Origin of the sequence: Pseudomonas cremoricolorata DSM 17059 = NBRC 16634 (assembly GCF_000425745.1) — a bacterium.
Lineage (GTDB): Bacteria > Pseudomonadota > Gammaproteobacteria > Pseudomonadales > Pseudomonadaceae > Aquipseudomonas > Aquipseudomonas cremoricolorata.
Window position 1 is genome coordinate 25,564 of the sequence record NZ_AUEA01000001.1, and the last position, 25,941, is coordinate 51,504.

Sequence of the window (25,941 nt, forward strand, 5' to 3'; positions counted from 1 at the left end):
ATATAACGTTAAGCAACGCATCGTTTCGAATGCGCCCGCTGATGAGGCCCGATCATGTCCACCCGTCTTCCCGTCACCGTGCTTTCCGGCTTTCTCGGCGCCGGCAAGAGCACTTTGCTCAACCATGTGCTGCGCAACCGCGACAACCTGCGCGTTGCCGTCATCGTCAACGACATGAGTGAAATCAACATCGATGCCAGCGAGGTGCAGCGCAATGTCAGTCTCAACCGCGCCGAGGAAAAACTGGTCGAGATGAGCAACGGCTGCATCTGCTGCACGCTGCGTGAGGATCTGCTCGAGGAAGTCGCGCGACTGGCCGAGGAAGGCCGCTTCGACTACCTGCTGATCGAGTCCACGGGCATTTCCGAACCCTTGCCCGTGGCCGAGACCTTCACCTTCCGCGACGAGCAGGGCCGCAGCCTGTCTGACCTGGCGCGCCTGGATACGATGGTCACGGTGGTCGATGCGCTGAATTTCATGCGCGACTACCAGGCGGCTGACTCACTCGCCAGTCGCGGCGAGACCTTGGGCGAAGACGACCAGCGCTCGATCAGTGACTTGCTGATCGAGCAGGTGGAGTTCGCCGATGTGATTCTGCTGAGCAAGATCGACCTGGTCAGCCAGCACGAGCGCGAGGAGCTGATGGCAATCGTGCAACGGCTCAACCCCCGCGCTGAAGTGCTGCCGATGGTCATGGGCCAGGTGCCGTTGGCGCGCATTCTCGACACCGGGCTGTTCGACTTCGAACAGGCTGCCCAGTCGCCCGGTTGGCTGCAGGAACTGCGCGGGGAGCACGTGCCGGAAAGCGAGGCCTATGGCATCGCCGCGACCACCTGGCAGGCACGCCGGCCGTTGCACCCGCAGCGCTTCCATGACTTCCTCCACGCGCCGTGGAGCAACGGCCGCCTGCTGCGCTCCAAGGGTTTCTTCTGGCTGGCCAGCAAGTACCAGGACGCCGGCAGCTGGTCGCAGGCCGGCGGCATGGTGCGCCATGGCCTGGCCGGCCGCTGGTGGCGTTTCGTGCCGCAGGCGCAGTGGCCGCAGGATCAGGAAAGCGCGGCGGAAATCTTCAAACACTGGACCCCCGACACCGGCGACTGCCGTCAGGAACTGGTGTTCATCGGCCAGAACATCGACTTCGCCCGGCTTGCAGCCGACCTCGACGCCTGCCTGCTCAGCGATGCAGAAATGGCGCTGGGCTCACAGGCGTGGCTGCGCCTGGAAGATCCTTTCGGGCCATGGGTCGAGGAGGCTGCGGCATGATGCTCAACGTGCGCAGCCGGACGGTGCAGCAGGTACTGGGTCACTCGCCACAGAGCCTGGCCGATATCCTGCGCGACGATGTCAATCTGGCGGTCTGGCAGCGCCAGCTGCCGGTGCAGGTCGAGGACTTCGCCACGCTGGTGCTCGGGCTTGAGCAGCCGCTTGGCGATGAACGTGTGGTCGAGGTGGACGAGCATGAAGCGCCGAGCCTGCCAGGGTTGTTGAAGGGCGCAGTCGATGTGCAGGGCTACGACAGTTTCGTCGCCGATGTGGAGTGGCTGGTGGCGGCGTACGCCTGCTTGTTGGGTGCACGTCGGGTGGGACTGCGTGTGCGGGTGCTGGAAAGCGCGATGTGCCCGCGCTTTCATGTCGACCATGTGCCGCTGCGCCTGCTGACCACCTACGCAGGCGCAGGCAGTGAATGGCTCGCTGAAGGGTGCATAGAGCGCAGCGATCTGCCACGCGCAATGGTCTCTGTGGATAACATCAGGCGCCTGTGTACAGGTGACGTGGCAATCCTCAAAGGGGAAAAATTCGAGGGAAATGAAGGACATGGAATTATCCACAGGTCGCCGGAAATGGCTGTGGGTGAGCGTCGTCTGCTGCTCAGCCTTGACTGGTTGGCGTGAGCGCGCATAGTGGGGATAACTTTATCCACGGCTTGAGTGATGCTGAAGAATATTCCTACCCATGTGATTGCCGGGCCGCTCGGGGCCGGCAAGACCAGCCTGTTGCGGCACCTGCTCAGCCAGCGTCCGCAGGGTGAACGCTGGGCGGTGCTGATCAACGAGTTCGGGCAGATTGGCCTGGATGCCGCGTTGCTCAGCGCAGAGCGAGCAGGCGTGCAGATTGCCGAGGTCGCCGGCGGTTGTCTGTGCTGCGTCAACGGCGTGCCGTTCCAGGTGGGCCTGGGCAAGCTGCTGCGCAGTACCAGGCCGCATCGGCTGTTCATCGAACCTTCCGGCCTCGGTCACCCGGTGCAGTTGCTGCAGCAATTGCAGCAGGCGCCGTGGGCCGGTGTGTTGGCAGTGCAGCCGTTGGTGATGGTGCTCGACGCACAGTCGCTGGCGCGCGGCGAAGCCCTGCCGGAGGTCCAGCAGCAAGCACTGGCGCTGGCGGGCAGCGTAGTTATCAACAAGGCGGACGCTGTGGATCATTCCGAGCGGTTGTTGATAACCTCGCAAATGCCCGAGATAGAGAGCTTGTGGACAAGTTTCGGGCGGCTGGATCTAGCTCAGTTGCGGCTCACGCCGGTCACGTCGACTGATGATGGCGAAGAGCAGCCTGGGCCTGTGGATATCTCCGCTGTGCCAGGAACGCTATGGGCTGATGTTGCACAGCCGCTGTGTCAGATCGCGGCCGCTGAGGGCGGCTGGAGCATCGGCTGGCGCTGGCATTCGAGCCAGTCATTCGATGCCGAGCGGATTGCCGATGCGCTGGCGATGCTGCCCTGGCGGCGCGCCAAAGGGGTTGTCCACAGCGCGCTGGGCTGGCGCTCGTTCAACGGCCTGGCGCCCGGTGGTGTGGAGTGGCGCGACAGCGAGTGGCGCAAGGATTCACGAATCGAGCTGATCTTCGACCATGCGCAGGACGCAGAGCGCCTCGGCTGCGTATTTGCAAAGTGCCGGGCGGCAGGCTGATCAGCCGTTCCAGCGGTTGTGCTCCTGGCGCCACTGCTGCATCTCGATGACGTTGTCGGCTCTTGGCGGCGTCTTGATCTCGAACGGGTAGGGCGCCAGCTCGATCTGCATCGTGTGCGGGCCGAACTGGGTGACTACGCCGGGATGGCGCTGCTCACCGGTGACGGTGAATTCGAAGGCGTAGATGCGCGCCAGGCGTTTGGTGCCACTGGCGTCGCGAACGAAGCCGATGCGCTTGAGTGCCACGGCGTCGTCGAGCAGTTCCAGATCGAGCTTGGCGCAGTGCTGCTTGACCCGCTCCAAGGCTTTTTCGCGCAGCCCATGGTTATGCCAGACCCACGCGCCGGCACTCACCAGCAGCATCAGGACGAAAAGGTTTTCCAGGGTCAACATGGGTTCGGGCTCCAGACAGGTGGCGGCAGCTTAACTGCGTCGTCGGCCTGTCGTACAGGTGGCAATCGGGTTCATACTGCGCGGCGCAAATTCTTCGACCGCTTTGGAAATCACCTGCATGAAACGTACGCCGCATTTGCTCGCCATCCAGTCCCACGTCGTGTTTGGCCATGCTGGCAACAGTGCCGCCGTGTTTCCCATGCAGCGCCTTGGGGTGAATGTGTGGCCGCTCAATACCGTGCAGTTCTCCAACCACACTCAGTATGGTCAGTGGAGCGGGCAAGTGCTGCCCCCTGAGCAAATTCCTGCGTTGGTGGAAGGCATTTGCAACATCGGCCAGCTGGGTGATTGCGATGCGGTGCTCTCGGGGTACCTGGGCAGTGCCGAGCAGGGCCAGGCGATTCTGGCCGGGGTCGAACGCATCAAGGCGGTCAACCCCAAGGCGCTGTACCTGTGCGACCCGGTGATGGGCCATCCCGAGAAGGGCTGCAACGTGCCGCCGGCGGTCAGCGATTTCCTGGTCGGCCAGGCACTGGCCAAAGCCGATATCCTCTGCCCCAACCAGCTCGAGCTGGACACCTTCTGTGGTCGTCGCGCCGAGTCGCTGGCCGATTGCGCGGCGATGGCTCGCAGCCTGCTGGCGCGGGGTCCGCAGGTGGTGCTGGTCAAGCACCTGGCTTACCCCGAGCGGCCAGCCGATGCCTTCGAAATGCTGCTGGTGACCGCCGAGCAGACCTGGCACCTGCGCCGTCCGCTGCTGGCGTTCCCGCGCCAGCCGGTGGGGGTGGGCGACCTGACCTCCGGGCTATTCCTGGCCCGTGCTCTGTTGGGTGACAGCTGGCGCGAAGCGTTTGAATTCGCCGCTGCGGCCGTGCATGAGGTGCTGCTGGAAACCCAGGCCTGTGCCAGCTATGAGCTGCAACTGGTGCGCGCGCAAGACCGCATCGCCCATCCGCGGGTGCGCTTCCAGGCCGAGCTGCTGACGCTTTAAACGCCGTCGCTTTTCAGCTCCTGGTAGCGCTTTTCCAGCTCCTGGCGAATTTCCCGGCGTTGCTGGCCCTGCAGGAAGCGGCGTTTTTCTTCGCTGGTTTGCGGCTGGCGCGCGGGCACAGCTACCGGGCGGCGCTGGTCATCCACCGCGACCATGGTGAAGAAGCAGCTGTTGGAATGGCGCACCGAGCGCTGGCGGATGTTCTCGGTCACTACCTTGATGCCGACTTCCATCGAGGTGTTGCCGGTGTAGTTGACCGACGCGAGGAAGGTCACCAGCTCGCCGACATGCACCGGTTCGCGGAAGATCACCTGGTCGACCGACAGGGTCACGACATAGCTCCCGGCATACCGGCTGGCGCAGGCGTAGGCCACTTCGTCGAGGTACTTGAGCAGGGTGCCGCCGTGGACATTGCCAGAAAAGTTGGCCATGTCCGGGGTCATCAGGACGGTCATCGTCAACTGGGCGTTTCCAGGTTCCATAGAGAGCTCACGGTGTGGTTGCGGTGAAACGGGGTGGGTATCTGTGGACACATTCTTTCCCCTGTTGATGTGCTTCGTGTGACCGAACGCCTCAGAGCACAGAGGCGTCGAGGTGCGAAACGTTGCGGCGCATGAACGTCGATCTGTTTCGGCATATTGCATCGACGTTCTGCGGCAAACCGCAATGTTACCCTGACCACGCCTATGCAACATGGGCTTACCATTCTTAGAACAATTTGTACTCGCGGTGCGGGGCTGGGGCCCGGCGCTGCGGGCTTTGCCTGTGGCTCGAACAAGGAGTATCACGCCATGCATGCCATAAGCTTCATCCAGGACCTGGCCGTGATCATGCTGGTCGCCGGTGTGGTGACCATTGTGTTCCATCGGCTCAAGCAGCCGGTTGTCCTGGGTTACATCGTCGCCGGGTTCATCATCGGCCCGCACACTCCGCCATTCGGCCTGATCCACGCCGAAGACACCATCAAGACCCTGGCCGAACTGGGGGTCATCTTCCTGATGTTCTGCCTGGGGCTGGAGTTTAGCCTGCGCAAGCTGTTCAAGGTCGGCGCCACGGCGTTCATCGCGGCGTTTCTGGAAATCGTCCTGATGATCTGGATCGGTTTCGAGATCGGTCGCTGGTTCGGCTGGAACACCATGGATTCACTGTTCCTCGGCGCCATTCTGGCGATCTCCTCGACCACCATCATCGTCAAGGCGCTCAACGACCTGAAGATGAAGAACGAGCGCTTCGCCCAGCTGATTTTCGGCGTGCTGATCGTCGAGGACATTCTCGGCATTGGCATCATCGCCTTGCTTTCCGGGATCGCGGTGAGCGGCACGGTGAGCTCCGGCGAGGTGTTCTCCACCGTCGGCAAGCTGTCGCTGTTCATGATCGTCGCGCTGGTCATCGGCATTCTGCTGGTGCCGCGCCTGCTGGCCTACGTGGCCAAGTTCGAAAGTAACGAGATGCTGCTCATCACCGTTCTGGGCTTATGTTTCGGCTTCTGCCTGCTGGTGGTCAAGCTCGAATACAGCATGGTCCTGGGCGCCTTCTTGATCGGTGCGATCATGGCCGAGTCGCGCCAGTTGCTGAAAATCGAGCGTCTGATCGAGCCGGTACGCGACATGTTCAGCGCCATCTTTTTCGTCGCCATCGGCCTGATGATCGACCCGCAGGTGCTGATCGACTATGCCTGGCCCATCGTCGTCATCACCCTGGCGGTGGTGCTGGGCAAGATGCTCTCGTGCGGCATGGGCGCGTTCATTGCCGGCAACGATGGGCGCACCTCGCTGCGGGTGGGCATGGGGCTGTCCCAGATCGGCGAGTTTTCTTTCATCATCGCCGCGCTCGGCATGACCTTGCAGGTCACCAGCGACTTCCTGTACCCGGTGGCAGTGGCCGTTTCAGCCATCACCACCTTGCTCACCCCTTACCTGATCAAGGCCGCCGACCCACTGTCGATCAAGCTGGGCAAGGTCATGCCCGACCGGCTCGGCCGGGTGCTGTCGTTGTACGGCGAATGGCTGCGCAGCATTCAGCCGCAAGGCCAGGGGGCGATGGTCGCGGCGATGATTCGGCGCATTTTGTTGCAGGTGGGCGTGAACCTGGCGCTGGTCATCGCCATCTTCTTCAGCGGAGGCTACTTCGCCACTCGCCTGGGTGCCTGGATGAGCGAGTGGGTGACGGATGTCAGCCAGCAGAAGGCGTTGATCTGGGGCGCCGCATTGTTGCTCTCGCTACCGTTTTTGATCGCCGCCTACCGCAAGCTCAAGGCGCTGTCGATGCTGCTGGCCGAGATGGGCGTGAAGCCGGAGATGGCGGGTCGGCATACCCAACGCGTACGCCGCGTGGTGGCCGAGGTCATTCCATTGCTCTCGCTGCTGGTGATCTTCCTGCTGCTCTCGGCGCTGTCGGCAAGCATTCTGCCGACCAGCGAGCTGTTGCTGATCATCGCGGTGGTGGCGGCGGTGGTGGTGGCGGTGCTGTGGCGCTGGTTCATCCGTGTGCACACGCGGATGCAGATCGCCTTGCTGGAGACGCTGGAAAACAGCCGCGACCATTCTCACTAGGCTCAAACGAAGAACCCCGCCAGGCGGGGTTCTTCATTGATCGAGGTGTAGACGACCAGGCTCAGCTTTCCAACCAGACATCCCGCGCCCAGTGCCACACCGACTCCCAGCTGTCTTCACCGACCAGCTCTTCTTCGCCGCTCCACAACACTACGGTGCCGTCTTCTTCGACGCAGTAGTAATCGTCGCCATCCTGGCAGATCGGAATCAGCTCGCGGGGTACGCCCAGATCCCAGGCAGTGGCCGCGACCTCCGGCAGGTAGGTGTGCGACTGCGGATCAGTGACGGTGACCGGCTCCAGGCTGCCGTACACCACATCGCTGACGTTAAGCAGGAACTCTTTGAAGACGAAGGGGATGTTGATGAACAGTTGCTCTTCGACTTCCACCAGCAGGTCTTCGTCAGGCAGCTCCAGCGGTACGGGCACCGGTTCGTTGGCTTCACGGAGCTGTTCGATCACTTCTTCCACGGTTCGCTTCCTCTGACCTTGTCGGCAATTTTGCGGTTTATACCCTAGTAGCCCGCTCCACTAAAAGCAAAAACCCCCGGGACCAGCCCGGGGGTTTTCGTTAAAGCCGCTCTGGATCAGCCGTTCTGGCGAATACCGGCAAGCAGCCAAGGCTGGTTTTCGCCTTGTGCGCGCTGCATGTGCCAGCTTTCGCTGAACGCCTCGCCTTGATCGAAGCGCGAGGTCTTGGCCACGCCGCGGAAGGTCAGGGTAGCGATGGTGACATCGGCGCGATCGTCGACACCTTCGAGCTGCACATCGAGGTCATCGATGTAGGTGGACTGATAACCTTCGGCCTCGGCAGCACGCTCACGCTTGAGCGATTCGAGCAGCTGCGGGGTGACGAACTCGGCGATCTTGTCCATTTCGTTGGCATCCCAGTGCTGTTGCAGGGTCTGGAAGTGCGAACGGGCAGCGGCCAGGAAGCTGGCTTCGTTGAACCAGGCCGGAGCGTTGATCACCGGAGCGGCGGCTGCGGCGGGGCCGCCACCGAACATCGGCTGCTGGGCTGGCTGGGCGTGCTGTTCACGCTGGAACGGAGCGTGACCGGCTGGCGCCATGTGCGCTTCCTGCTTGCGACGCCGTGCGGCGATGAAGCGGAACACCAGGAAGGCGATCAGGCCGATCAGCAGGAAGTCGAAGATCTGCATCCCTTCGAAGCCGTCACCCATGAACATGGAGGCCAGCAGGCCACCGGCGGCGAGGCCGGCCAATGGGCCGAGCCAGCGCGAAGCACCGCTTGCAGCAGCGGGCGCGCGGCCCGGGGCAGTGGCGGCAGCGCCTGGGGCTGGAGTGGCAGGCGTGGCTTGGCGGGTCTGATGGATGGGCGCGGAGCCCGAGCTCTTGCCGCCGCCGAAACGCTTGGCGTTGGCATCGAGGCTCAGCGTCAGGCCGACGCAAAGCGCCAGTGCGATGCTAAGAAAACGTTGCATAGAAGGGATTTCCCATTTTGTGGATTGCACGCGCGCATGGTGCACAGGTTACAAGACCTGTGACCAGCGCGAGAGTGTTTCGAGCTTTTGCCTGCTTGGCTACAAGACCCTTCTGAGTTGAGCGTGGGAAGGGTCTGAATTTTCGGTCAGATCAAATCGCTTCGAGCTTGGCGTAGCCGAGCATCAGCCACTTGCTGCCCTCGGCGAAGTTGACCTGCACCCGGGCCTGGGCGCCGGAACCCTCGAAATTGAGGATGGTGCCTTCACCGAACACCGAATGCTGTACCCGCTGCCCCAGGGTGAAGGTGGTCTGCGGAATGCTCGCATTGGCGAACAGGTTGCCGTTCTGCGGCTTGGCGGCGCCGAACGGGCGGCTCACCGAGTTGGACAGACGCACTTCCTGAATCAGCCCACCGGGAATCTCGCGCACGAAACGCGACACCTTGTTGTAGGTTTCGCTGCCATACAGGCGCCGGGTTTCGGCGTAGGTCATGACCAGCTGACGCATGGCGCGGGTGATGCCGACATAGGCCAGGCGCCGTTCTTCCTCCAGGCGACCCGGCTCTTCCAGGCTCATCTTGTGCGGGAACAGGCCTTCTTCCATACCCACCAGGAACACATGGGGAAACTCCAGGCCCTTGGCGCTGTGCAGGGTCATCAACTGCACGCTGTCTTCGTGCTCCTCGGCCTGGGTATCGCCCGCTTCGAGCGAGGCATGGCCAAGGAACGCCGACAGTTCGGTCAGCTCGGCATCCTCGGCGCTGGGCTCGAAGTTGCGTGCGGCACTGACCAGTTCCTCAAGGTTTTCTACCCGTGCCTGGCCCTTTTCACCTTTTTCTTCCTGGTGATAGGGGATCAGTCCTGACTGCTCGATGACCGTCTGGGTCATCACGTGCAACGGCATTTCGGCGACTTTCGCGGCGAGGTTGTCGATCAGCTCGACGAAAGCGCCCAGGGCACTCGCCGCGCGGCCTTTGAGGCCCTTGCCGGCGAGCAGCTGGCACAGGGCTTCCCACATCGACAACTGGCTGTGCCGGGCATGGGCGCGAATGGCCTCGACGGTCTTCTCGCCGATACCGCGTGGCGGCACGTTGATCACGCGCTCGAGCGCCGCGTCGTTGCCGCGACCCTCGATCAGGCGCAGGTAAGCCATGGCGTTCTTGATCTCGGCGCGCTCGAAGAAGCGTTGCCCGCCGTAGATGCGATAGGGAATGCGCTCGCGCAGCAAGGCTTCTTCCAGCACCCGGGACTGGGCGTTGGAGCGGTACAGAATGGCGATATCGTTGCGTGCGCTGCCTTGCTTGATCACGCTTTCGATGGTCTCGACCACATAGCGCGCTTCGTCGTGTTCGTTGTAGGCGGCGTACAGGGTCAGCGGTTCGCCTTCGCCCATGTCGGTCCACAACTCTTTGCCCAGGCGCCCGCTGTTGTTGACGATCAGGGCGTTGGCAGCCTTGAGAATGCCGCCGGTGGAGCGGTAGTTCTGTTCGAGGCGGATCAGTTCGGCATCCGGGAAGTCGGCCGTGTACTGATGGATGTTTTCGATCTTGGCGCCGCGCCAGCCGTAGATCGACTGGTCGTCATCGCCCACCGCCATGAGGCTGTCGCCGCCGGCCGCGAGCATGCGCAGCCAGGCGTACTGCACGGCGTTGGTGTCCTGGAACTCGTCGACCAGCAGGTGGCGGAAGCGCCGCTGATAGTGTTCGAGCAGGCTGGGGTTGTCGCGCCACAGGTCGAGGGCGCGCAGCAGCAGCTCGGAAAAGTCGATCACCCCGGCGCGTTCGCAGGCCAGCTCGTAGGCGCTGTAGACCTCGCGCATGGTCGCCAGGAACAGATCGCCGCCGGCCTGGATATGCTGCGGACGCAGGCCTTCGTCCTTCTGCCCATTGATGAACCACTGGGCCTGACGCGCCGGCCACTTCTGTTCATCCAGGCCCAGCTCGCGCATGACCCGCTTGATCAGCCGCTGCTGATCATCGCTGTCGAGAATCTGGAAGTTCTGCACCAGCCGCGCTTCCTGCCAGTGCGCGCGCAGCAGGCGATGGGCCAGGCCGTGGAAGGTGCCGACCCACATGCCCGCCGGGTTGATGCCGAGCAACTGCTCGATTCGCTGGCGCATCTCGGCCGCGGCCTTGTTGGTGAAGGTCACCGAGAGGATCGAATGCGGCGAAGCGTGCTCGACCTGGATCAGCCAGGCAATGCGGTGCACCAGCACGCGGGTCTTGCCCGAGCCGGCGCCGGCAAGCACCAGTTGACGCCCGACCTGGGCGGCTACGGCCTGGCGTTGAGCATCGTTGAGAGAGTTCAGCAGGAGGGAGAGGTCGTCAGTGTGCATCCGGCCATTCTAGGGCCGGGCCGTGGCAGGGGGCAAACGTCGGGATGACAATTCTTCGGACAGAGGCCAACCGTCCATCGGCGCTGCCCGGGAGCGAGTACTTCTGGCGCAGGTGATGGCGCAGCGAATGACGCAGGCGGGGCCCGGTGCAGTGCGGCACCAGGCCCGCCTTGCCGTCAGTACACCTGCGAGACCGGGATGACTGCGATTACTGCGTCACCCGAGAAGATCTCTACAATGTGGGAGCTAGTGGTGCCAGGGATGCTGTACTTGACTTCCATATCGGTCAACACCGCCAGGCCGATGGAGCCTTCACTGGTCACATTCAACTGCAGGCGCAGAGTCAGGTCTTTCGGGGCCGGGCCTTCATAGGGGGTGAGCGTTGCGCTGTAGTTTGGGCCTGGTACGGTCACCGTGCCGCTGACACGCAGCGCCACGGCGCCGGGCATGTTGTCTTGTACGGCGAACCATTTGTCGTTGTTCATGAGTAGTTCCTCAAGTGAGTTGACCCTGTGAATCAGGGCTTGAGGCACTTTGCGCAAGTCCGCTTCCAAGGTGCACAGTGCAGCGTTTCATAGCTGCCATTCCCTACCTTCACGGGCCAGCAACTGGTTGCTGTGTTCCGGGCCATTACTGCCGGCCGGGTAGGGCCTCGGGGCCTGGAAGTGCACCTGCCAGCCTTGCACGATCGGATCGATCCAAGCCCAGGCCGCCTCGACTTCGTCGCGGCGCATGAACAGCGTCGAATCCCCTTCCAGCACATCGAGCAGCAGCCGTTCGTAGGCCTCCCAGCGACGAGTCTGGCCGAACACCTGGGCCAGGTTCAGGTCAAGCTCCACTGGCTCCAGGCGCATGCCCTTGCCCGGCGCCTTGGTCATCATGCGCAGGCTGACACGCTCTTCGGGCTGCAACTGAATCAGCAGCTGGTTGACCTGGCCGCCGCTGAACAGCGCATGGGGCACGGGTTTGAACTGGATGACGATCTGCGACGAGCGCCGCGCCATGCGCTTGCCGGTGCGCAGGTAGAACGGCACGCCGGCCCAACGCCAGGTATCGACATGGGCCTGTACGGCGATGAAGGTCTCGCTGTCACTGTCGTGATCGACGCCTTTCTCGAAGTAATAGGCGGGCACTTCCTGGCCGCCGATCTTGCCTGCGGCGTACTGCCCGCGCACGGTCTTGTCCTGCACGTCCAGGCCGCTGATGGGCTTGAGTGCGCGCAGGATCTTCACCTTTTCGTCGCGTATCGCCTCAGCCTCGAACTGCGCAGGCGGCTCCATGGCGATCAGGCACAGCAGCTGCAAGAGATGGTTCTGCAGCATGTCACGGGTGGCGCCAGCGCGGTCGTAGTAAGCGCCGCGGTTCTCTACGCCGAGGGTTTCACACACGCTGATCTGCACGTGGTCGATCTGGCTGTTGCGCCAGACCGGCTCCAGCAGGGCATTGGCGAAACGCAGGGCCATGAGGTTCTGCACGGTTTCCTTGCCCAGGTAGTGGTCGATGCGAAACACCTGGGCTTCATCGAATACCGCGCCGATGGCGGCGTTGATCTCGGCGGCCGATGCCAGCGAATGGCCGATCGGCTTTTCCAGCACGATGCGCGCTTCGCTGTCGGCCAGCCCGGCCAGGCGCAGGTGGCGGGCAATGGGCACGAACAGGTCGGGTGCGGTGGCGAGGTAGTGGACGCGGGTCAAACCGAACGGTTCACCCAAATAGCGCGCCAAACGCACGAAATCGGCACTTTGCGAGGCGTCCATCGGGAAGTAGTCGAGGCGCGCGGCGAAGCGTTGCCAGACCTCCTGCTCGAAGTCCTGGCGGGCGACCTGGGCGCGACAGTGACGCTCGGCGAGCTTGAGGTAGTCGTTGCGCGGCAACGCCCGGCGGGCCAGGGCGATGATGCGTACGGCGTTGTGCAGACGGCCATCCCGATACAGGTGATAGAGCGCCGGAAGTAGCTTGTGCAAGGCCAGGTCGCCGGTGCCGCCAAAGACCAGAATGTCGCAGGGGATCGTCAAGGAAACGGCTCTCCACATGGTTTAACTGGGCGGTTTGTCGGTCATGTAGTATAACTACAAGAATGCTACATTTTTGGCCCGCCGATCATAACCGAGTCCCGCCCGTGAATCTGTTGCAACACATCACCCAATCGCGTCACTTGCTGCGCAAATCGGAGCTCAAGGTAGCCGACCATGTGCTGCTGGACCCGGCTGCCGTCATGCACAGTTCGATGGCCGATCTGGCCCACAGCGTCGGCATCAGCGAGCCGACCATCGTGCGTTTCTGTCGGGCGATTGGCTGTTCCGGATTCCAGGACCTCAAGCTCAAGCTGGCGCAGAGCCTGGCCGCCGGTGCCAGCTTCGGCCAGTTCGCGATTCACGAAGACGACTCGGTCGCCGACTACAGCCTGAAGATCTTCGACACCACTCTGCACACGCTGATGGAGGTGCGCGAACACCTCGACGCCCAGGCCCTGCAGCAAGCGGTGACCGCCATGGCCCAGGCGCAGCGGGTCGAGTTCTACGGCTTTGGCGCGTCCGGCGCGGTGGCCGCCGACGCCCAGCACAAGTTCTTTCGTCTGCTCCTGAGCGCAGCCGCCTATTCCGACCCGCACATGCAAGCCATGTCAGCCGTTACCCTAAAGCCTGGCGACGTCGCGGTGTGCATTTCACAGTCGGGGCGCTCCAAGGATTTGCTGATCACCGCCAACCTGGTGCGCGAGAGCGGCGCCAGCCTCATCACTCTGTGCCCAAGCCAGACCCCGCTGGCCGAACTGTCGACCGTCAACCTGGCCATCGACGTGCATGAAGACACGGAAATCTACACCCCGTTGACCTCGCGTATCGCCCACCTGGTGGTGATCGACGTGCTGGCGATGGGCGTGGCCATGGCCCGCGGGCCGAACCTGGTCAATCACCTTAAGAGCGTCAAGCGCAGCCTGCGCAGCCTGCGGCTGTCGCCCAAGTCGATCAAGGCGACCGACGACTGATCTGACGAACTTCGTCGAATGTTCGCCGCCATGCGGCGAATTTCACTGTTCTGTCATTTGCCGTGCATCAAACCGTAAACCCGTCCCGCCAGTCTGCTGCTACCGCATCCAGTCTGGGAGACAGGCAATGGTTCGTGATCACGAAGGTTCCTACCAACCGAACGCCAAGGCGCGCAAGCAGCAGGAAAGAGATCAGCGCCGCATGGAATACCGCCGCGCGATCGAAAGCTACTGCGATCAACGCCAACTGCTGCGCGAGATTGCCTACTACCCAGACTCGCCCGATATCAGCCCATGGCAGGTAGCGGCGGCATCTTCCCCGAGAAGCGTTCAACAATCTCGCTGATCAACGCCCGCTCGCTGCGAATGAAGCCGAGAAAGGCGACCGACACCGGCGACTGGCGCTTGGCCTTCGATTGCACTACGCACCAACTGCGGTAGAGCGGCAGCTCCTCGACCGGCAGCTCCTTGAGCATGCCGGTGGCCAATTCCATGCTCACCGCGTGGCGGGTCAGCAGGGCAATGCCGAGCCCGGCCACCACGCATTCGCGTTGCGCTTCGCCGGAGGCCACTTCCAGGGTTTCGGTGAAGTGCACGCGTTTTTCCTTGAAGTACTCCTCGCAAGCCTTGCGCGTGCCTGAACCCTGCTCGCGAACCAGCAGGGTGTGCGCTTCGAGGTCTTGCAGGCGCAAGTGCGCAGCGCTGCACAGCGCGTGGTCGGGCGGCGCGACGGCCACGATGGGGTTATTGAGGAAAGGCAGGAACTCCAGGCCCATGTCCTGCGGCACCATCGACATGATGATCAGGTCGTCGCGGTTGTCCGACAGGCGTCGAATCGCCTGGGCTCGATTGACCACGGTAAGGGTCAGGTTGACTTCCGGGTGCCGCGCCTTGAAGGCGGCGAACACATGCGGAACGAAGTACTTGGCGCTGGATTCGATGGCCAGTTTGAGTTGGCCTTGCAGCGAACCCTGCATGTCCGACAACTGCATGTCGAAACTTTCCAGGCGGCCGAAAATGTCCCGGCTCGCGTTCTGCAGCGCCTCGGCCGCTTCCGTGAGGTACAGCTTCTTGCCCACGTATTCGAACAATGGCTGCCCCACCAGCTCTTCGAGCTGGCGAATTTGCAGACTGACCGCAGGTTGAGTCAGCGACATCTCGTCGGCGGCGCGACTGTACGAGCGCAAGTCGCACACCTCATTGAATACTTGCAACTGACGCAATGTCATTCGCATCAACGACTTACGCATTTTATTAGGCTCTTGTCAGGCGTTATGGCAATACGTTGTTACCGAAGTATAAGGATTGCCTAATAGTTGACCTAATAAATATTGATTTTTGTTTATCGTCCTGCAGCGCTAGGGTGGATTCACGACTGACCGCAGGTCTGTTCGCGGGTCGCGCAACATGCGTGGCCCGTTGTGTTCCACGGCTTTGGGAAGACTCCAAGTGATAAAAAAAATCCTGATCGCCAACCGGGGTGAAATTGCGGTTCGCATCGTTCGCGCCTGTGCCGAAATGGGCATCCGCTCTGTGGCGATCTATTCCGACGCCGACCGTCACGCCTTGCACGTCAAGCGCGCCGATGAGGCCTACAGCATCGGTGCCGAGCCACTGGCCGGCTACCTGAACCCGCGCAAGCTGGTCAACTTGGCGGTGGAGACCGGCTGCGATGCCCTGCATCCGGGCTATGGTTTCCTGTCGGAAAACGCCGAGCTGGCAGAAATTTGTGCCGAACGGGGAGTCAAGTTCATCGGTCCTGCCGCTGAAGTGATTCGCCGCATGGGCGACAAGACCGAAGCACGTCGGGCGATGATCGCCGCAGGCGTTCCGGTAACGCCTGGCACCGAAGGCAATGTCGCCGACATTCATGAAGCGCTCAGCGAAGGTGAGCGCATCGGCTATCCGGTGATGCTCAAGGCCACCTCCGGTGGCGGCGGGCGCGGGATTCGCCGTTGCAACAGCCGCGAGGAACTGGAACAGAACTTCCCCCGCGTAATCTCCGAGGCAACCAAGGCCTTCGGTTCGGCGGAAGTGTTTCTGGAGAAGTGCATCGTCAATCCCAAGCACATCGAGGCGCAGATTCTCGGTGACAGCTTCGGCAGCGTGGTGCATCTGTTCGAGCGCGACTGCTCGATTCAGCGGCGCAACCAGAAACTCATCGAAATCGCTCCCAGCCCACAACTGACGCCCGAACAGCGCGCCTATATCGGCGACTTGGCAGTGCGCGCGGCCAAGGCGGTGAACTACGAGAACGCCGGTACCGTGGAGTTCCTGCTCGCCGATGGCGAGGTGTACTTCATGGAGATGAACACGCGGGTGCAGGTGGAACACACCATCACCGAAGAAATCACCGGTATCGATATCGTTCGCGAGCAGATTCGTATCGCCTCGGGCCTGCCGCTGTCGGTCAAACAGGAAGACATCATTCACCGTGGCTACGCGTTGCAGTTCCGTATCAACGCCGAAGACCCGAAAAACAACTTCTTGCCCAGTTTCGGCAAGATCACCCGCTATTACGCCCCCGGTGGTCCGGGCGTGCGCACCGACACGGCGATCTACACCGGCTACACCATTCCGCCGTACTACGACTCGATGTGTCTGAAACTGGTGGTCTGGGCGCTGACCTGGGAAGAGGCGATGGACCGCGGCCTGCGCGCCCTGGATGACATGCGTGTGCAAGGGGTGAAGACCACCGCTGCGTATTACCAGGAAATCCTGCGCAATGCCGAATTCCGCAGCGGTGAGTTCAACACCAGCTTCGTCGAATCGCATCCCGAGCTGACCAACTACTCGATCAAGCGCAAACCTGAAGAACTGGCCCTGGCCATCGCTGCCGCCATCGCTGCCCACGCAGGCATCTGAACAGCAAGCGGCGAGCGCCAAGCGGCAAGCGGCAAGTAGATGCCAATCGGCTTTGACTTGTGGCTTGCAGCTTGAAGCTTGCAGCTCCGAGGAGATAAAAATGTCCAAGAAAATCCATGTAACCGATACCATCCTGCGTGACGCTCACCAGTCGCTGCTGGCCACCCGCATGCGCACCGAAGACATGCTGCCGATCTGCGACAAGCTCGACAAAGTCGGCTACTGGTCGCTGGAAGTCTGGGGTGGCGCCACGTTCGACGCCTGTGTGCGCTTCCTCAAGGAAGACCCGTGGGAGCGCCTGCGCAAGCTGCGCGCAGCACTGCCCAACACCCGCCTGCAAATGCTCCTGCGCGGCCAGAACCTGCTGGGCTACCGCCACTACAGCGATGATGTGGTCAAGGCCTTCGTCGCCAAGGCCGCGGTCAATGGCATCGACGTGTTCCGCATCTTCGATGCCATGAACGATGTGCGTAACCTGCGAGTGGCCATCGAAGCGGTCAAGGCCGCTGGCAAGCATGCCCAGGGCACCATCGCCTACACCGTCAGCCCGGTGCATACCATCGACGCCTTCGTCAAACAGGCCAAGCAGATGGAAGCCATGGGTTGCGACTCGGTGGCGATCAAGGACATGGCCGGCCTGTTGACCCCCTACGCCACCGGCGAGCTGGTCAAGGCGCTCAAGGCCGAGCAGTCGCTGCCGGTGTTCATCCATTCCCACGACACCGCAGGCCTGGCCGCCATGTGCCAGCTCAAGGCGGTGGAAAACGGCGCCGACCATATCGACACGGCGATCTCCAGCTTCGCCTGGGGCACTAGCCACCCCGGCACCGAGTCGATGGTCGCGGCGCTCAAAGGCAGCGAGTTCGACACTGGCCTGGACCTGGAGCTGCTGCAGGAAATCGGCATGTACTTCTACGCGGTGCGTAAGAAGTATCACCAGTACGAAAGTGAATTCACCGCAGTGGACACCCGGGTGCAGGTCAACCAGGTGCCCGGTGGGATGATTTCCAACCTGGCCAACCAGCTCAAGGAACAAGGCGCGCTCAACCGCATGAGCGAAGTGCTGGCGGAAATCCCCCGCGTGCGTGAAGACCTCGGCTTCCCGCCGCTGGTGACGCCAACCTCGCAGATCGTCGGTACCCAGGCGTTCTTCAACGTTCTCGCCGGCGAGCGCTACAAGACCATCACCAACGAGGTGAAGCTGTACCTGCAAGGCGGCTACGGCAAGGCCCCGGGCGTGGTCAACGAGAGCCTGCGGCGTCAGGCCATCGGCAGCGAAGAGGTGATCGACGTGCGCCCTGCCGACCTGCTCAAGCCGGAAATGAGCAAGCTGCGCAGCGACATCGGCGCGCTGGCGCACAGTGAAGAAGACGTGCTGACCTTCGCCATGTTCCCGGACATTGGGCGCAAGTTCCTCGAAGAGCGCGAAGCCGGCACCCTGACCCCTGAAGTGCTGCTGCCAATTCCGGAAGCCGGCGCAGTGGCGGCGCCCGGCGGCGAAGGCGTACCGACCGAGTTCGTCATCGATGTGCACGGCGAAACCTACCGCGTGGACATCACCGGCGTGGGCGTCAAGGCCGAAGGCAAGCGCCACTTCTACCTGTCCATCGACGGCATGCCCGAAGAAGTGGTGTTCGAGCCGCTCAACGAGTTCGTCGGCGGCGGCAGCAGCAAGCGCAAGCAGGCCAGCGAGCCGGGGCACGTCAGCACCAGCATGCCGGGCAACATCGTCGACGTGCTGGTCAAGGAAGGCGATACGGTCAAGGCCGGCCAGGCGGTGTTGATCACCGAAGCGATGAAGATGGAGACCGAAGTACAGGCCGCCATCGCCGGCAAGGTCACGGCGATTCACGTGGCCAAGGGGGACCGCGTGACACCGGGCGAGATTCTGATCGAGATCGAGGGCTGATCAGGCCTGCGTTCTTAGACCGGAACGTGAAGGGGGAGCGCCAGGCTCCCCCTTTTTTTTGCCCTGCGAAACCTGCGTTACAGCGTCCTGCGAAACTGAATGAAGCCCGAGCGCTGGGCGACTTGTTCATAGAGGCGAATGGCGGTGGCGTTGGTGTGCTGGGTCAGCCAGTGCACCTTGCTGCAGCCGGCGTCCTTGGAGACGCTGCACACGTGTTCGATCAGGGCGCGGCCAATACCCAGACCGCGCTGGTTGGGGTCGACGAACAGGTCTTGCAGGTAGCAGCCATCGCCAATGCTCCAGCAGGTGCGGTGGAATATCCAGTTGACCATGCCCACCGCCTTGCCATCGACCCAGGCCAGGGCAGCGTACATGGGCTCCTGGGGATCGAGCAGGCGCTGCCAGGTGCTGGCGGTCACTTCCTCGGGAAGGACGGTTTCATAGAACGTCAGATAGGGCTGCCACAGCGACAGCCAGGCGGCGTGGTCGTCGGTGGTGACGGGGCGCAGGGTTACGGTGCTCATGGGTGAATCCTTATGCGAGGTGAACGAGAACCTGCCGGCGTATTGTGTTGCCGGCGAGTTCGGCTGATCGGGTTTAGCCCTTGTGGGTGCGCTCAATCGTAGGCAGCCTATTGGTTCTGGTTAAGAGCCATTAGCAGCTTATTCACAGGGTCCAATTTTATGGCCGAGCAGCGTTCAAAACTACCGTTCGATCCCGCCGGGATCGTCTTGGATGGCCAGCGCGGGCTGAGTCGCCAGCTGTACCAGGCACTGCGTCTGCGCGTGCTGGACGGGCGCTTGAGTAGCGGTACTCGCTTGCCTGCGTCACGTGATCTGGCGGGTGTTTTGGGCATTTCCCGCAACAGCGTCATGCGTGCCTACGACCAGCTGTACGCCGAGGGCTATATCGAAAGCCGCGTCGGCGATGGCACTTACGTCAGCCAGCTGCCAAAACTATCCACACAACTATCCACAGGGTTATCCCTGGGCTTATCAACAGACTTATCCACATTTGCGACCAAAAGCGCTGGGGATTTATACAGCTCTTATTGCTTTGGTGAGCCTTCCCAACAGCCGACAAATGCGTCTTCCGAGCCTTCTCGTAGCGCCATGCCGCGCGCGTTTCAGGTGGGCATTCCGGCTTTCGATCTGTTCCCGTTCGACGTGTGGGCCAAGCTACAGGCGGCTTTCTGGCGCAACCCCGACCCTGCCTTGCTCGGTTATGACAATCCCACGGGCGAGCCACTGCTGCGGGAGCTGGTAGCCGCTTACCTGCGGCGCTCGCGAGGGCTTTCGTGCACGGCTGAACAAATTGTGATCACCAGTGGCGCACAGCAGGCCATCAGCCTTTGTGCACAGTTGCTCATGCAGCCTGGCGACGCCGTGGCTGTGGAAAACCCAGGGTATCGCTCTGCGCGTGATGCCTTCAGCCTGGCCGGTGGCCGCTTGCAAGGTGTGGCGGTGGATGAGGAGGGCATCGCGGTAGAGCAACTGCAGCGTCTGGATGATTGCCGCATGGTCTACGTGACGCCCGCCCATCAGTACCCCACTGGAGTCACCATGAGCCTGGCCCGGCGGCTACAACTGCTGCAATGGGCCGAGCGCAACGAGGGCTGGATCGTCGAGGACGACTACGATGGCGAGTACCGCTACAGCGGCGCGCCCCTGGCGCCGCTGGCGGCCCTCGATCGGCAGGGTCGCGTGCTGTATGTCGGCACCTTCAGCAAAGTCGCGTTCCCGGCGCTGCGCATGGGTTACTTGGTCCTGCCGCAGCGGTTGGTGGAGCATTTCCGCCAGTCCAAGGCGCTTGGCGTGCGGCTGACCGACATCGGCAGCCAGTGCGTGATGGCGCAGTTCATCGCCCAGGGGCATTTCCAGCGGCATATCCGCCGCATGCGCCGTGCCGCGTTGAGCCGGCGCACCGTGCTCAGGGCTGGCTGGCCGGCAGGAGTGGCGGGGCTCGGAGCAATGCCTGAGGTGGCGGCGGGTCTGCACGTGAAAGTGGCGGTGGACAGCCTGGCGCGCGAAACACAGCTGATTGACCAGGCCGCAGCGGTGGGCGTTGAAATCAACCCGCTGAGCCGCTATTGGCTGGATGAGGGCGCACCTGTGGATAACCACGCCGGACTCGTGCTGGGTTTCGCTGCGGTCAAGGAAGCGGACATCGCCCAGGCCTTGATGCGCTTGCGCAAGGCATGGCGGTCATGAGCGCATAAAAAAAGGGCCCGCTGCCGAAGCAGCGAGCCCTCAAGAGGTTGAGAGGTGTCTAGTCCCTCGACCTGGTGAGACGGGTGTTGCGCGTGGTCAGGCTTTGAGCGGAACCAGGCGCGGGGCAATCATGTTTTCCGGACGCAGGATGTCGTCGAGCATGGCATCGTCCAGCAGCTTCTCTTCGCGCACCAGTTCCAGCACGCCGCGGCCGCTTTCCAGGGCAACGCGGGCGATACGGGTGGCGTTCTCGTAGCCGATGTACGGGTTCAGCGCGGTGACCAGGCCGATCGAATGCTCGACCAGTTCGCGGCAGCGCTGTTCGTTGGCGGTGATGCCGACGATGCAGTGCTCGCGGAGCATGTCCATGGCGCGTTGCAGCAGGCGGATCGAGTCGAAGATCTTGTAGGCGATCAGCGGCTCCATGACGTTGAGCTGCAGCTGCCCACCTTCGGCGGCGACGGTCAGTGCCAGGTCGTTGCCCATGATGGCGAAGGCCACTTGGTTGACCGCTTCCGGGATCACCGGGTTGACCTTGCCGGGCATGATCGAGCTGCCTGGCTGACGCGCTGGCAGGTTGATTTCGTTGATGCCGGTACGTGGGCCGCTGGACAGCAGGCGCAGGTCGTTGCAGATCTTCGACAGCTTGACCGCGGTGCGCTTGAGCATGCCGGAGAACAGCACGAAGGCGCCCATGTCGGAGGTGGCTTCGATCAGGTCGGCAGCCGGTACCAGCGGCTGGCCGCTGATCAGCGCCAGGCGCTGTACGGCCAGGGCCTGGTAGCCCGGGTCGGCGTTGATGCCGGTGCCGATGGCGGTACCGCCCAGGTTGATTTCGGTGAGCAGCTCAGGAGCCAGCGAACGCAGGCGGTGCAGGTCTTCGGTCATGGTGGTGGCGAAGGCGCGGAATTCCTGGCCGAGGGTCATCGGCACGGCGTCCTGCAGCTGGGTGCGGCCCATCTTCAGCACGTGGCTGAATTCCTCGCCCTTGGCGGCGAAGGCTTGAATCAGGCTTTCCAGGCTGGCCAGCAGCGCATCGTGACCCAGCAGCAGACCCAGGCGGATCGCGGTGGGGTAGGCGTCGTTGGTGGACTGCGCCATGTTCACGTCGTTGTTGGGGTGCAGGTACTGGTACTCACCCTTCTGGTGGCCCATGGCCTCCAGCGCGATGTTGGCGATGACTTCGTTGGCATTCATGTTGGTCGAAGTGCCAGCGCCGCCCTGGATCATGTCGACCACGAACTGCTCGTGGTAGTCGCCCTTGATCAGTCGTGCACATGCCGCGCTGATGGCAGCGTGCTTGGCATCGCTCAGGTGCCCCAGCTCACGGTTGGCGTCGGCAGCGGCTTGCTTGACCATCGCCAGGCCCACTACCAGTTTCGGGTAGTGCGACAGCGGAACGCCAGAGAGGTGGAAGTTGTTGGCAGCGCGCAGGGTCTGGATGCCGTAGTAGGCATCGGCAGGGACTTCCAGAGTGCCAAGCAGATCTTTTTCGACGCGGAACGATGCAGCAGAGGACATGATGGGTATCATCTCGGTTTTGGCCCGGCACCTGCCGGAATGGCGCCAATCCTAGGGCGCAGCGCATAATGCGGCCAATGCTGATGCACACTGACCTATGCACAAACGGCATACCGATTCATGTGACGCCAACTGACTATCAGGCGTGTTCCATTTTGGTGCGCGCCGGGAGACACGCTTCGTGAACCTGGAAAGCAAATGGCTGGAAGACTTCAGCGCACTGGCGGCGACCCGCAGCTTCTCCCAGGCGGCCGAGCGCCGCTTCGTCACCCAGCCGGCCTTCAGCCGGCGCATCCGCAGCCTTGAGGCAGCGCTTGGGCTGACCCTGGTCAACCGCTCGCGAACGCCCATCGAACTGACCGAGGCTGGGCAGCTGTTCCTGGTCACGGCGCGCACTGTTGTCGACCAGTTGGGCGAAGTTCTTCGCCATTTGCATCATCTGGAAGGCGGGCAGGGCGAGGTGGTCCAGGTGGCCGCGGCCCACTCCCTGGCGTCCGGTTTCTTTCCGCACTGGGTGGCGCAACTGCGCAACGATGGCCTGAACATCGCCACGCGTATGGTCGCCACCAACGTGGGTGAGGCGGTGCATGCGTTGCGTGAAGGCGGTTGCGACCTGATGCTGGCCTTCTATGACCCGGATGCCGCCTTGCAGATGGATGCCGAAATCTTCCCTTCGCTGCACATGGGCACCACCGAGATGTTGCCGATCTGCGCAGTCGGCAAGGACGGCAAGCCGCTGTTCGATCTGGAGGGCGAAGCCAGCGTGCCGCTGCTGGCCTACAGCGCAGGCGCGTTCCTGGGCCGCTCGGTGAGCCTGCTGCTGCGCCAGCGCAGCCTGCGCTACACCACGGTGTGTGAAACGGCCATGGCCGACAGCCTGAAAAGCATGGCCCTGGAAGGCATGGGCGTGGCCTGGGTGCCGCGGCTGTCGATGCGCGGCGAACTGGAGCGCGGCGAGTTGGTGATTTGCGGCGCCGCGCAGTGGCATGTGCCGCTGGAAATCCGCTTGTACCGCTGCGCGCTGGTGCGCAAGGCCAACGTGCGTCTGCTCTGGCGCAAGCTGGAGTCGGCCAGCGCTCAGGCCGAGGTGAGCCGCTGAGCCGCTGGAAAAGTTGTCCCGCAAGACAGCTTGCCCTTTGATCCGCCGTGTGCTTGCAGGGGTGGGCGGCTCGCGCGCCAGTAGGCTATAATCCCGCGCCTTCGACCGGCTCGGTCGATCAGAATCCATATGACAAGCCACGCCGGTCCACCTGCGTGGCTTGTTGCTTTTAGCGCGCCAGCAGGCGCTTGCAGAAGAGGCTCGACGATGAGTGCACTGGTTGGCGTGATCATGGGCTCCAAGTCCGATTGGTCCACCCTTAGCCACACCGCCGATATGCTGGAAAAGCTCGGCATTCCCTACGAAGTGAAGGTGGTGTCGGCGCACCGCACCCCGGATCTGCTGTTCCAGTACGCAGATGAAGCCGAGAGCCGCGGGATCGAAGTGATCATCGCCGGTGCCGGCGGCGCTGCGCACTTGCCGGGCATGTGCGCGGCCAAGACCCACCTGCCAGTGCTGGGCGTGCCGGTGCAGTCGTCGATGCTCTCGGGCGTCGACTCGCTGCTGTCGATCGTGCAGATGCCTGCTGGCGTGCCGGTCGCGACCCTGGCCATCGGCCGTGCCGGCGCCGTGAATGCGGCGCTGCTGTCGGCGAGCATCCTCGGCGCCAAGCATCCGCAGTTCCATGCTGCGCTCAAGCAGTTCCGCACGGAGCAGACCGACACCGTGCTGGATAATCCAGACCCGCGCCAGGCTTGAGGTTGAATCCATGAAGATCGGTGTAATCGGTGGCGGCCAGCTGGGCCGCATGCTGGCCCTGGCGGGCACCCCGCTGGGCATGAACTTCGCCTTCCTCGATCCAGCCCCGGACGCCTGTGCGGCGCCGCTTGGCGAGCACCTGCGGGCTGACTATGGCGATCAGGACCACCTGCGCCAGCTGGCCGACGAGGTCGACCTGGTCACCTTCGAGTTCGAAAGCGTTCCGGCCGAAACGGTCGCCTTCCTCTCGCAGTTCGTGCCGGTCTACCCGAGTGCCGACGCCCTGCGCATCGCCCGCGACCGGCTGTTCGAGAAGAGCCTGTTCCGCGACCTGGGCATCCCCACCCCGGCGTTCGCCGACATTCTTTCGCAGGCCGATCTCGACGCCGCGGTCGCCAGCATCGGCCTGCCCGCCGTGCTCAAGACCCGCACCCTGGGTTACGACGGCAAGGGCCAGAAAGTCCTGCGCACGCCTGCGGATATGCTCGACACCTTCGCCGAGCTGGGCAGCGTGCCGTGCCTGCTGGAAGGCTTCGTGCCGTTCACCGGCGAAGTGTCGCTGATCGCCGTGCGTGGCCGTGATGGCGAGACGCGCTTCTACCCGCTGGTGCACAACACCCACGACAGCGGCATCCTGCGCCTGTCGGTGGCGAGCGATGCGCACCCGCTGCAGGCCTTGGCCGAAGACTATGTCGGGCGTGTGTTGCACAAGCTCGACTACGTCGGCGTCATGGCCTTCGAGTTCTTCGAAGTCGACGGCGGCCTGAAGGCCAACGAGATCGCCCCGCGGGTACACAACTCCGGGCACTGGACCATCGAAGGCGCCGAGTGCAGCCAGTTCGAAAACCACCTGCGCGCCGTGGCCGGCCTGCCGCTGGGCTCGACGGCCAAGGTCGGCGAGAGCGCCATGCTCAACTTCATCGGTGAAGTACCCGACGTGGCGCGCACCGTGGCCATCGACGAATGCCACCTGCACCACTACGGCAAGGCCTTCAAGGTCGGACGCAAGGTCGGCCACGCCACTCTGCGCTGCCACGACATGCCTTCCCTGCGCGCCAAGATCGCCGAGGTAGAGGCATTGATCGGCGGCTGAGGGAACCTCGGCGGGCTTGTGCCCCTCTGAAGTGGCAACACGCCAAGCGGCTGCACTGTCCTTGGCGCGTTCCACTTCATTTCAAGAGGGATCGCCAATGGGCATCATCGGAACCATCTTCATCGGCTTCATCGTCGGCCTGCTGGCTCGCTTCCTGAAACCGGGCGACGACAGCATGGGCTGGATCATGACCATCCTGCTCGGCATCGCCGGCTCCCTGCTCGCCACCTACGGCGGCCAGGCACTGGGTATCTACCAGGCTGGCCAGGCCGCAGGCTTCTTCGGTGCACTGGTGGGCGCGATCATCATTCTGGTGATCTACGGCTTCATCAAGAAACGCTGAAATACCGCTAGAATGCCCGGCAATTCATCCCACTGAGTTGCCGAGCTCTCCATGCGTGCGTCGTTCCTCTTTTCCCTGCTGCTTGCCAGCACCCTGGCCCATGCCGAGCTGCCCGAGACCGACTGGCTCGAGCTGATGCCGGCGTCCGATCAAAAGGCCCTCGAAGCCATGCCCGAGATCGACCACAACTCCCCCGAGGCCATGGGCACCTTCACCGACAAAGGTGGCCTGAAGCAGAGCAAAGGCCTACCGGCGGTGATGTACTCGACCAAGACCGTTGCCGGCATGAACGGCAAGACCATCCGCCTGGGCGGTTATCCGGTGCCGTTGGAAAGCGACGCCAAGGGCAATAGCACGCTGTTCTTCCTGGTGCCGTACCCCGGCGCCTGCATCCACGTACCGCCGCCGCCGCCCAACCAGCTGGTGCTGGTGCGCTATCCCAAAGGCTTGAAGATCGACGATATCTACACGCCGCTGTGGGTCACCGGTCCGCTGAAAGTGGAGAAGGTCAGCAATGACCTGGCCGATGCCGCCTATGCGCTGGATGCGCAGCGCGTGCGGGTTGTTGAGGACGCTGATCTGTAGTGTCAGCGTCGACGCTC

The 25,941-nt window shown here is 62.9% G+C and carries 25 protein-coding genes; 15 read left to right on the top strand and 10 right to left on the bottom strand.

The genetic code is table 11. The features are described 5' to 3' along the window. Positions 1-54 precede the first annotated feature (54 nt). Genes zigA through H618_RS0100130 form a run of 3 tightly spaced genes read left to right on the top strand, consistent with a single transcriptional unit; the run spans position 55 to position 2,903 of the window. A complete protein-coding gene (gene zigA / locus H618_RS0100120; RefSeq protein ID WP_028693116.1) occupies positions 55-1,263 on the top strand; it encodes a zinc metallochaperone GTPase ZigA in 1,209 nt (402 codons plus the stop codon). Beyond that, on the top strand, positions 1,260-1,892 hold the full coding sequence (locus H618_RS0100125) for a DUF1826 domain-containing protein (protein WP_425414149.1): 633 nt from the start codon (positions 1,260-1,262) through the stop codon (positions 1,890-1,892). Before zigA ends, H618_RS0100125 begins: the two co-directional genes overlap by 4 nt. Positions 1,893-1,931: 39 nt before the next feature. Next, positions 1,932-2,903 (top strand): CobW family GTP-binding protein, encoded by a 972-nt coding sequence (locus tag H618_RS0100130; protein WP_028693118.1) that lies wholly within the window; start codon positions 1,932-1,934, stop codon positions 2,901-2,903. Here H618_RS0100130 and H618_RS0100135 read toward each other — a convergent pair whose 3' ends face one another. Next, the gene (locus H618_RS0100135) at positions 2,904-3,296 is read right to left on the bottom strand and encodes a DUF3301 domain-containing protein (protein ID WP_028693119.1); all 393 of its coding nucleotides are present in this window, start codon (positions 3,294-3,296) and stop codon (positions 2,904-2,906) included. It abuts the gene before it with no gap. 118 nt (positions 3,297-3,414) lie between these two features. On the opposite strand from H618_RS0100135, the gene pdxY reads away from it, so the two are divergent. Continuing rightward, the gene (pdxY, locus tag H618_RS0100140; protein ID WP_028693120.1) at positions 3,415-4,287 is read left to right on the top strand and encodes a pyridoxal kinase PdxY; all 873 of its coding nucleotides are present in this window, start codon (positions 3,415-3,417) and stop codon (positions 4,285-4,287) included. Here pdxY and H618_RS0100145 read toward each other — a convergent pair. Continuing rightward, positions 4,284-4,769, bottom strand: a complete 486-nt coding sequence (locus tag H618_RS0100145) for an acyl-CoA thioesterase (protein ID WP_028693121.1) — start codon at positions 4,767-4,769, stop codon at positions 4,284-4,286. The genes pdxY and H618_RS0100145 overlap by 4 nt on opposite strands. Before the next feature lie 309 nt (positions 4,770-5,078). Between H618_RS0100145 and H618_RS0100150 the strand changes: the two genes are divergently transcribed. Then, positions 5,079-6,839 carry a cation:proton antiporter gene (locus H618_RS0100150; protein ID WP_028693122.1) on the top strand — a complete coding sequence of 587 codons (1,761 nt, stop codon included), beginning with the start codon at positions 5,079-5,081 and terminating at the stop codon, positions 6,837-6,839. 61 nt (positions 6,840-6,900) lie between these two features. On the opposite strand, the gene H618_RS0100155 is transcribed toward H618_RS0100150, so the two are convergent. The 5 genes from H618_RS0100155 to zwf form a co-directional block, all read right to left on the bottom strand. Further along, the gene (locus H618_RS0100155) at positions 6,901-7,308 is read right to left on the bottom strand and encodes an SMI1/KNR4 family protein (RefSeq protein ID WP_028693123.1); all 408 of its coding nucleotides are present in this window, start codon (positions 7,306-7,308) and stop codon (positions 6,901-6,903) included. Between the two features lie 116 nt (positions 7,309-7,424). Further along, entirely contained in the window at positions 7,425-8,279 is an 855-nt protein-coding gene (locus H618_RS0100160; protein ID WP_028693124.1) for a Tim44 domain-containing protein, read from the bottom strand. A gap of 151 nt (positions 8,280-8,430) precedes the next feature. Continuing rightward, positions 8,431-10,614, bottom strand: coding sequence for a DNA helicase II (gene uvrD, locus H618_RS0100165; RefSeq protein ID WP_028693125.1), 2,184 nt, complete (start codon positions 10,612-10,614; stop codon positions 8,431-8,433). A gap of 176 nt (positions 10,615-10,790) precedes the next feature. Further along, positions 10,791-11,099: a hypothetical protein gene (locus tag H618_RS21040; protein WP_033727317.1), complete on the bottom strand. Its 309-nt coding sequence runs from the start codon at positions 11,097-11,099 to the stop codon at positions 10,791-10,793. 87 nt (positions 11,100-11,186) lie between these two features. After that, positions 11,187-12,629 carry a glucose-6-phosphate dehydrogenase gene (gene zwf, locus H618_RS0100175; RefSeq protein ID WP_028693126.1) on the bottom strand — a complete coding sequence of 481 codons (1,443 nt, stop codon included), beginning with the start codon at positions 12,627-12,629 and terminating at the stop codon, positions 11,187-11,189. 104 nt (positions 12,630-12,733) lie between these two features. Here zwf and hexR point away from each other — a divergent pair, with 104 nt between their 5' ends. Both hexR and H618_RS23050 read left to right on the top strand, forming a co-directional pair. Next, positions 12,734-13,600 carry a transcriptional regulator HexR gene (gene hexR / locus H618_RS0100180; protein WP_028693127.1) on the top strand — a complete coding sequence of 289 codons (867 nt, stop codon included), beginning with the start codon at positions 12,734-12,736 and terminating at the stop codon, positions 13,598-13,600. A gap of 127 nt (positions 13,601-13,727) precedes the next feature. Next, positions 13,728-13,946 carry a PA3496 family putative envelope integrity protein gene (locus H618_RS23050; RefSeq protein ID WP_081673670.1) on the top strand — a complete coding sequence of 73 codons (219 nt, stop codon included), beginning with the start codon at positions 13,728-13,730 and terminating at the stop codon, positions 13,944-13,946. On the opposite strand, the gene H618_RS0100185 is transcribed toward H618_RS23050, so the two are convergent. After that, a complete protein-coding gene (locus tag H618_RS0100185; protein ID WP_028693128.1) occupies positions 13,888-14,850 on the bottom strand; it encodes a LysR family transcriptional regulator in 963 nt (320 codons plus the stop codon). The genes H618_RS23050 and H618_RS0100185 overlap by 59 nt on opposite strands. A 199-nt stretch (positions 14,851-15,049) precedes the next feature. Here H618_RS0100185 and H618_RS0100190 point away from each other — a divergent pair, with 199 nt between their 5' ends. Next, on the top strand, positions 15,050-16,465 hold the full coding sequence (locus H618_RS0100190; protein ID WP_028693129.1) for an acetyl-CoA carboxylase biotin carboxylase subunit: 1,416 nt from the start codon (positions 15,050-15,052) through the stop codon (positions 16,463-16,465). 100 nt (positions 16,466-16,565) lie between these two features. Next, positions 16,566-18,374, top strand: coding sequence for a sodium-extruding oxaloacetate decarboxylase subunit alpha (gene oadA / locus H618_RS0100195; protein ID WP_028693130.1), 1,809 nt, complete (start codon positions 16,566-16,568; stop codon positions 18,372-18,374). A 77-nt stretch (positions 18,375-18,451) separates the two neighbouring features. Here the strand turns inward: oadA and H618_RS0100200 are convergent, their stop codons facing one another. Then, a complete protein-coding gene (locus H618_RS0100200; RefSeq protein ID WP_028693131.1) occupies positions 18,452-18,898 on the bottom strand; it encodes a GNAT family N-acetyltransferase in 447 nt (148 codons plus the stop codon). Positions 18,899-19,057: 159 nt separating this feature from the next. Here H618_RS0100200 and pdxR point away from each other — a divergent pair, with 159 nt between their 5' ends. After that, positions 19,058-20,584: a MocR-like pyridoxine biosynthesis transcription factor PdxR gene (gene pdxR, locus H618_RS0100205; RefSeq protein WP_028693132.1), complete on the top strand. Its 1,527-nt coding sequence runs from the start codon at positions 19,058-19,060 to the stop codon at positions 20,582-20,584. A gap of 96 nt (positions 20,585-20,680) precedes the next feature. Here pdxR and aspA read toward each other — a convergent pair whose 3' ends face one another. Continuing rightward, positions 20,681-22,105, bottom strand: coding sequence for an aspartate ammonia-lyase (gene aspA / locus H618_RS0100210; protein ID WP_028693133.1), 1,425 nt, complete (start codon positions 22,103-22,105; stop codon positions 20,681-20,683). A gap of 181 nt (positions 22,106-22,286) precedes the next feature. Here aspA and H618_RS0100215 point away from each other — a divergent pair, with 181 nt between their 5' ends. From H618_RS0100215 to H618_RS0100235, 5 genes are all read left to right on the top strand, one after another. Beyond that, complete coding sequence (locus tag H618_RS0100215; protein ID WP_028693134.1) at positions 22,287-23,204, top strand: LysR substrate-binding domain-containing protein; 918 nt, start codon at positions 22,287-22,289, stop codon at positions 23,202-23,204. A gap of 207 nt (positions 23,205-23,411) precedes the next feature. Next, a complete protein-coding gene (gene purE, locus H618_RS0100220) occupies positions 23,412-23,903 on the top strand; it encodes a 5-(carboxyamino)imidazole ribonucleotide mutase (RefSeq protein ID WP_028693135.1) in 492 nt (163 codons plus the stop codon). Positions 23,904-23,913: 10 nt separating this feature from the next. Then, positions 23,914-24,996, top strand: a complete 1,083-nt coding sequence (locus tag H618_RS0100225; RefSeq protein ID WP_028693136.1) for a 5-(carboxyamino)imidazole ribonucleotide synthase — start codon at positions 23,914-23,916, stop codon at positions 24,994-24,996. A 97-nt stretch (positions 24,997-25,093) separates the two neighbouring features. Further along, complete coding sequence (locus tag H618_RS0100230; RefSeq protein ID WP_028693137.1) at positions 25,094-25,339, top strand: GlsB/YeaQ/YmgE family stress response membrane protein; 246 nt, start codon at positions 25,094-25,096, stop codon at positions 25,337-25,339. Positions 25,340-25,390: 51 nt separating this feature from the next. Then, positions 25,391-25,924 carry a DUF3299 domain-containing protein gene (locus H618_RS0100235; RefSeq protein WP_028693138.1) on the top strand — a complete coding sequence of 178 codons (534 nt, stop codon included), beginning with the start codon at positions 25,391-25,393 and terminating at the stop codon, positions 25,922-25,924. Positions 25,925-25,941 lie beyond the last annotated feature (17 nt).